Raw genomic sequence first — 7,011 nt, forward strand, 5'->3', positions numbered from 1 at the left:
GAGACGGCGGGATTTTCAATGCGCGTGTGCCTAGAGGCCGAAGAGGTCGCGCACGCTGTCGGCAATGGCGTCGATGTCCTCCTGGCGAATGAGCGGCGGGGGATTGCCTTGCCGCTGGTTACCGAAAGGATCCGGGGCATGCTGATCGCCACTGGTTTGATCGGTCTCCGCGCCTCGGCCACCACCGTTAGAGGAAGGCGGTGGTGCGGAAGAAGTGCCGTCGGAAAGCTGCAGCGTGATTTCCGAGCCCTTCTTTAGCCCGTCTGGACCCGTGATGGCGCGGACCACGCGGCGGTAGGGAACCCCGTTGCCCTGGACCTGCGAAACCTTGACTTGGTAGCCCTCGGATTCGAGCTTGGAGCGAGCCTCGCTCTCAGACTTGCCGCGGAGGCCATCGAGGAGGGAGTTGACTTTGCCGTCGTCATAGGCCTTGTCGTAATCGGGGACCGTGCCTGAGGCCGCGGCTGCGACGGATGAAGCCATGGAATAGAAGGTGCGGGCAGGCTCGAGGCCGCCGAAGAGGTCGCCATAACCGCACTGGCGGACTGGGCTGGTGCACAGTGAAGTCGTGGTGGTTCCGTCATTGTAGATGTAGGGAGCCGCAGCGATTCCGGAGTTGAATCCCAAGAATGCGGAGGACTGGTTGGACTCGGTGGTTCCCGTCTTGGCGGCTGCCTGGCCACTAAAGCCCATCATCTTGGCGGAAGCAGAAGCCGTGCCCTTGATGGTGTCCGCAGTCATGTTGTTGGCCAATGCGTTAGCGATGTTCTTGTTCAGCGCGCGCTCACAATTCGGCACCTTGAGGTAGACCTCATTGCCGTCTTTGTCCGTGATCTGCTTGATGGGGTTGGGCTCGCACCACATGCCTTCTGAGGCCAACGTAGCGCCCACGTTGGAAAGCTCAAGCGGATTCACTGCGGTAGGGCCGAGGGTGTAGGAGCCAAGGTTGGATTCCTTGATGTGCTGAGCGATCGACGTCTCTTCGTCGTAGCTGCCCTTTTCGTCGTAAGAGCGCAGACCGAGCTTAACCGACATATCCACCACGTGCTCCACGCCCACCTGTTCGATGAGCTTGATGAAGGTGGTATTCGGTGAATAAGCCAGCGCATCTTGCATCGTCATGGTTGCGGCATAGTTGCCTGCGTTCTCAACGCAGTAGCGATTAGCCGGGCAGCCTGCCGCGCCGCCGGAGCCGAGTCCCTCTGCTTCATAGCGAGTGGGGACGTCGAGCTGGTTCTTGATGCCGTAGCCAGATTCCAACGCGGCTGCCGCGGTGAAGACCTTGAAGACCGAGCCGGCACCGTTGCCCACCAATGAGTGGGTCTGCGGGAGCATGGTCTCGTAGTTGTCGAGGTCCAAACCGTACTTGCGAGAAGAGACCATAGCGAGCACTTCGCGAGTGGACGTGCTGGGCTTGACTACGTTCATGACCTCAGCGACACCCGGGGTCTTAGGGTCTGTCTGGGATCGCACTGCGTTGAGCGCCTGGTCTTGGACATCAGGATCGAGAGTGGTCTTGATGGTGTATCCACCGCGTGTGAGCTGCTCGCGGGAAATTCCCTTGCTCTCTAGATATTCGATGACGTAGTCGCAGAAGAAGCCGCGGTCTTCTGCGCTGATGCAGCCGTTGGGGAGGAGGGAAGGGCTATCGAGCACGCCCAAGTCCTGCTTGCTGTACTCATCAGCTTCGGCCTGTTCGAGAGCGCCATTATCCACCATCGACTGGAGGACCACGTTGCGGCGGTTAATGACCTCCTGCTCGTTGGTATAAGGGTTCAGATACTCGGAAGACTGGACCATTCCGGCTAGCATCGCCGCTTGGGGCACCGTGAGCTCAGAGGCATGGATGCCAAAGTATGTGCGTGCCGCGGCTTCTACACCGTAGGAGTGGTTGCCAAAGGGGACGAGGTTTAGATAGTTGGTGAGGATCTCGTCCTTGTCCAACTCCGCATCGAGGTCGGTCGCCATGCGCATCTCGCGCAGCTTACGGGGAATGGACTGCTCGGTTGCCGCGGCGCGCTCTTCATCGGTCTTGGCGTTAACCAGTAAGAGATAGTTCTTGACGTACTGCTGGTTAAGCGTGGATGCGCCTTGGGAGACTCCGCCTGCTGCTAGGTTGCTCCACAGCGCGCGAAAGTTGCCCTGGAAGTCCACGCCTTCGTGCTCGTAGAAGCGACGATCCTCGATAGCCACGATGGCCTTCTTCATGGGATCGGAAATCTTGTCGGGGCTCACCGGGTGACGGCGCTGCTCGAAAAGATAGGCAAGGCTGTTGCCTTTGGTATCCAGAATGGTGGTTACGCCTGGGGCGTCACCAGCAGTGAGATCCTGTAAGTCGGACTGCATGGTGTCGTTGGTACGGGCAACCGCCACGCCAGAAAGCCCCGCAAAGGGGGCAATCACTACGGCGATGAGAACTCCCGCGAGGACCGTGGAGAGGGCAATTTTTGCCAAGGATTTGATGACAGTCACGTTGAACACCCTACGTGGTGAAACTGTGAGCGGGGAATAGCAGACTCCCCCCCCTAAAGTGTGACGTGTTAGACAAGTGCTAACGCGTGTGAATACACTTACCGTTGTTACATAATATTCCGCCTGATGAAACATCATACAACGAGCGATATGTCGCGCGTATGGTATTTCGTCAAAATTGTTCGCAAGACTAGCGGGATAGGTAGTAGAGGAAGGAGCTACCCAGCCATGACCGTAAGCCTGAAGGTGACGGGTCCAGCCAAGTCGGTAAGTGCAACCGAGCGTGGTGAATGGGTAACTCAAGCTAAGTGCCGCAACGGTGACCCAGACGCACTCTTCGTGCGTGGCGCCGAGCAGCGTAAGGCCGCGGTCATTTGTCGCCATTGTCCAGTGCTTAATGAATGCCGCGCAGATGCACTAGACAACCGTGTTGAATTCGGAGTGTGGGGCGGTCTGACGGAGCGTCAGCGCCGTGCACTCCTGCGCAAGAATCCGCACATTACCAGCTGGGCGCACTACTTGGCTGAGGGCGGCGAACTCATCGGAATCTAGGGAAACCTAGAGCGTTATTTACGCGTCATTTTGGCTGTTAAACCGTACGTTCGCGACGTGGTGCGCTCACTGATTACTCATAGCGTCGGGTCGGCATGGGTGGGTATTAACCCAACTAACGGAAAAGCCCAGTTCATATGGATTATTGACCCTGTCTACGCTGACCGTAACGGTAAATCTGTGCAGATGAAGTTGCTGGCGGCGACTACGCGTGTGCTGGGTGAGCTTTTAGACCATGACCCGCACTTTTCCCATCGCTTTAGCCGCCACCCGTTCTATACCGGCAAGGCTCCTACCGCTTATCGTTGGTATAGGCAGCACAACCGGGTGATGCGTCTTGGAGATTTGATAAAGCAGGTGAGGGATATGGCAGGACACGACCAGTTCGACCCCACTCCACGCCAGCAATTCAGCTCTGGCCATGAACTCATTAACGCGGTTAAGACCCGCCGTGAGGAAGCCCAGGCGTTTAAAGTGCTTGCCCAGGATGTAGACGCAGAAATTGCCGGTGGACTCGACCAGTACGACCCGGAACTTATCGACGGTGTGCGTGTGCTCTGGATTACCCAAGGCACCGCAGCACGCGACGAAACCGCCTTTAGGCATGCGCTTAAGACTGGACACCGTCTGCGCCAGCAAGGCCAACGCCTGACAGACGCAGCAATTATCGACGCCTATGAGCACGCCTACAACGTCGCACACACCCACGGCGGTGCAGGCCGCGACAATGAGATGCCGCCGATGCGCGACCGTCAAACTATGGCTAGGCGCGTGCGCGGGTATGTCACCCAGTCCAAGAGTGAGACCTACAGCGGTTCTAGCGCGCCAGGTAAAGCCACCAGCAGCGAACGCAAAGCACTAGCCACCATGGGACGCAGAGGCGGCAAGAAAGCAGCAGAACGCTGGAAAACAGACCCTGATGGTAAATATGCGCAAGCTGAGCGCAAGAAACTAACCGAAGCAAACGCAGTCAGGACTATCTCAGGCAAGGCGTCGAAGGCTCAGATTGCTGCCTGGTTTTACTCCGCATATGCACAAACGAAGGCATGGCCGTTGGTCAAAGAAGCCGCAAGCGAGTTTAACGTGTCCGAAAAAACTGTGCGTAGAGCTGTGAAAGACGCAGGGATTGTTTTACCGCGAGGGCGCACTAAAAAACTGGACAGGCCGTAAGCAATATACGGTTCCCCTGTCGTTAGGCAGTTAGATAAAAACTCACTTGAAGAAAACCTTGGAGAAGATAGGGGATCTGGTTCTCTGGTCGCTAATAATTTGCTACTGCTGTGTGCTTGATAGAGAAGAGAGACTAAATGAGCTCTTTTCTGGGGAGGAATCATTGTGCGGATTTTTCGGGTTGCTCACATCTGGGAAAAGGGTAGCTGCGTGTTTCAGGCCCGTGTTTGATTTGGCTTTTTCCTGGTCTGTGAAACTCGAATTGCTTTGCATCGTTTCTTTAATCCAGGGGATCCTTGAGACAATGTTGGTGTGCCACATGGGGCGGCCTTTCCCATCATTGCATTCTGGGTTGAATCCGCCGGCGGTGTGCACCGCGTAGAGGATGTTGTCTTTGTAGATGGGGGCTCCTGAGTCTCCGCCACAGGAACGTGAAGTAGTTGAGGATGTTCCTTTGAAAAGGTCGGTGTATGTAACGTTCCCGAAATTCAGGGAGTTAACTTTTTCAGAAATGACTGTCAACGCTGAAGAGGCATAATCATGGGGTTGCGCGTACCCGGTAAGTACGGCTTGATCTCCAATGGTTAACGGCTCATTAGCGAAAGTGAAGGCATCTGCGTGGATTCCTTCGCCTACTTTGATTAGGGCAACATCATCGTTTGATGATTTGGTATAGATAGCAGCGATACCTGCTACTTCACCATCTGATTGACGGAGAAAACCGTCCATAAACGGTGCGTTAGATACGCAGTGATGTGCCGTGAGCCAGAAGCTATCTCCTAGATAGCTTGCGGTGCAGTCGCGTCGAATGCGGGGTTCTTGTGGATTATCCAGGCTTGGGATTGCTGACCATAAAGCAGCAATCCGGTTATCGTTTACCGGTACTGTGCTACTTGCTTGTAGAGAAGCGAAATCACCATTGGCGTCCTGGGCTACAGCAGGAGAAGCACCCAGTGCGGTAAATGCGCAGGTGAGGATTATAAGACTGGTTTTAGCTATTTTCATGGTTACCCGACGAGATTAGAAAGGAGAACTTTTTCGCTTAACCAGCGTAGCCTGCCACCAAGCTATAAGCTGACCTAGTAGAACAACTCCTTGTTTCACTCTCATCTAAGGACCGCCAATGAAAGCTCTCTCACGCAAACTACTTGCTTTCGTCTCAGCAAGCTTATTAATCAGTACCACTCCCGGTACTGCAGTCGCGCAATCATCTTTTTCTGATTCATTATCGTCATCAGTGTCACAGGATACTTTTCCTGCTGATCCTAGTGAAAATACCGTAGAGGCAATCGACAATAAGGAAACGTCAGATGAATACCCCACTCCAGTACTGCCAGAGTGGGCTAAGGGGGCCTCGTCTGAAATTGTAGAAACTGAGCTTTCACCGGAAGAAGTCTCCGAGTGGACTCCGACGAAATCTCCTAAATCTACTGTACGCCCTGGAGAAATGCGTAGCGATAGGGAAGAAATACCGGGTGATTTCACCAAAGAAGAGGCGGATCTTGCAGAAACAAAAGAAGCACAGCTGCAAGAAGAAGATAATCCGACCCTAAATTCTGCCCCAGGTTGCAAAGTTTACTGGCCTTCTCCTTTTGAAGTATGCGGTGCAATCCGGGAACTTTATGATTCCATTGGCGGACCGAAAAGCTTTCTGACGTTTCCTAAAAGCAACGAACTAACTAATCCTGACGGTATTGGTAAAAGGTCCGAATTCGTCAACGGGTTTATCTATTGGCATCCAAAGACAGGCGCTCATACTGTTAGCATTCCTGCAACCGTCGTGTGGGCAAAGCATGGTTGGGAACGCGGACACTTCGGGTACCCAATGACTAATGATATCGCTCTCGGAGAGGGTTGGTATAAGCAGAAATACCAAGGTGGCTACATCTACACACGAAACTCCATTCCTGCAGTACAAGCAGGAATTCAGGGGCGAATATATGACAAATGGCAGGGCATGGGAGCCCAAAAGAGTACCTTAGGTTTCCCTATCAGCAGCGAAGAAAAAACACCTGACGGGATCGGGCGATACAACCTTTTCCAAAAAGGAATTATGGTTTGGCACCCCAAATTCGGCGCTCACGCTATAACAGGCGATGTGCTACTCCAATGGGTGTATTCAGGCGCTATTGATGGAGATGTCGGCTACCCTATTGGTGACCCCGGAGAAAGTGACAGTGACGGTTGGAAGGAACAAAAGTTTGAAAAAGGCAGCATCCACGGTAGCCAACTAGACAAATTCTTTCCTGACTTTATGCCTGGGGCAGGACTCGAACAAGATGCACCTACCCTACAAGGCAGTGGAATCGCTGGAGGCAATGATTATACCGATCAGGTGATGATGGCTACGCATGACCGATGTGGGGTTCCTGTTGTGCTACGACGGGGATGGTATGAACCTGATGCCAAAACACGTCCATATGGCCCTTGGGGTTACGACAAGATTCGGCACAAACATGGAATTTGGAACCTTTACTCGATTAGGCAATACATTCAAGGTCTGTGCGAAGCCAGGATGGAAAACGCGGACCGCATTTATGAAGCTCCTATTTATGAAGCTGTCCGCACTAATGATGGAAAAAGGTTGGATCTGGAAGATCATTTGAACTTCGGGGAATAGTAGAAACTACTATTCACATTGAAGGTGCGCAAGAGACCCGTGGGTTGAAGACACTTTTCCCGCTGCGTGGTTCCAATGGTGGTAGTGACGTAGCTCCTCGGTGGTTTAACTTGGAACACAATATCGACTAAAAGACGAAGGGGCTAGTCTGTCTGACTAGTTGTGTGATGTCTAGTGACTTCTTGGACTCGGAGTCC

The 7,011-nt window shown here is 53.6% G+C and carries 5 protein-coding genes; 3 read left to right on the plus strand and 2 right to left on the minus strand.

Annotation, left to right across the window (positions count from 1 at the left end; translation table 11 throughout):
- Positions 1-30 precede the first annotated feature (30 nt).
- Complete coding sequence (locus HMPREF3148_RS05115; RefSeq protein ID WP_070508825.1) at positions 31-2,472, minus strand: transglycosylase domain-containing protein; 2,442 nt, start codon at positions 2,470-2,472, stop codon at positions 31-33.
- Positions 2,473-2,700: 228 nt separating this feature from the next.
- Here HMPREF3148_RS05115 and HMPREF3148_RS05120 point away from each other — a divergent pair, with 228 nt between their 5' ends.
- Positions 2,701-3,024, plus strand: coding sequence for a WhiB family transcriptional regulator (locus HMPREF3148_RS05120; protein WP_034657256.1), 324 nt, complete (start codon positions 2,701-2,703; stop codon positions 3,022-3,024).
- A gap of 57 nt (positions 3,025-3,081) precedes the next feature.
- Positions 3,082-4,194 carry a replication initiation protein gene (locus HMPREF3148_RS05125; RefSeq protein ID WP_246818803.1) on the plus strand — a complete coding sequence of 371 codons (1,113 nt, stop codon included), beginning with the start codon at positions 3,082-3,084 and terminating at the stop codon, positions 4,192-4,194.
- Between the two features lie 102 nt (positions 4,195-4,296).
- On the opposite strand, the gene HMPREF3148_RS13145 is transcribed toward HMPREF3148_RS05125, so the two are convergent.
- Complete coding sequence (locus HMPREF3148_RS13145) at positions 4,297-5,199, minus strand: trypsin-like serine protease (RefSeq protein ID WP_080548630.1); 903 nt, start codon at positions 5,197-5,199, stop codon at positions 4,297-4,299.
- Positions 5,200-5,317: 118 nt separating this feature from the next.
- Here HMPREF3148_RS13145 and HMPREF3148_RS13150 point away from each other — a divergent pair, with 118 nt between their 5' ends.
- Complete coding sequence (locus HMPREF3148_RS13150) at positions 5,318-6,814, plus strand: LGFP repeat-containing protein (RefSeq protein ID WP_083287712.1); 1,497 nt, start codon at positions 5,318-5,320, stop codon at positions 6,812-6,814.
- Positions 6,815-7,011 lie beyond the last annotated feature (197 nt).

Source organism: Corynebacterium sp. HMSC05D08, from assembly GCF_001807215.1.
Classification (GTDB): domain Bacteria; phylum Actinomycetota; class Actinomycetes; order Mycobacteriales; family Mycobacteriaceae; genus Corynebacterium; species Corynebacterium striatum.

Bases quoted from the DNA above. Each gene is read 5' to 3' on its own strand.
- HMPREF3148_RS05120 (WP_034657256.1), top strand. From the start codon at position 2,701: ATGACCGTAAGCCTGAAGGTGACGGGTCCAGCCAAGTCGGTAAGTGCA.
- HMPREF3148_RS13145 (WP_080548630.1), bottom strand. From the start codon at position 5,199: ATGAAAATAGCTAAAACCAGTCTTATAATCCTCACCTGCGCATTTACC.
- HMPREF3148_RS13150 (WP_083287712.1), top strand. From the start codon at position 5,318: ATGAAAGCTCTCTCACGCAAACTACTTGCTTTCGTCTCAGCAAGCTTA.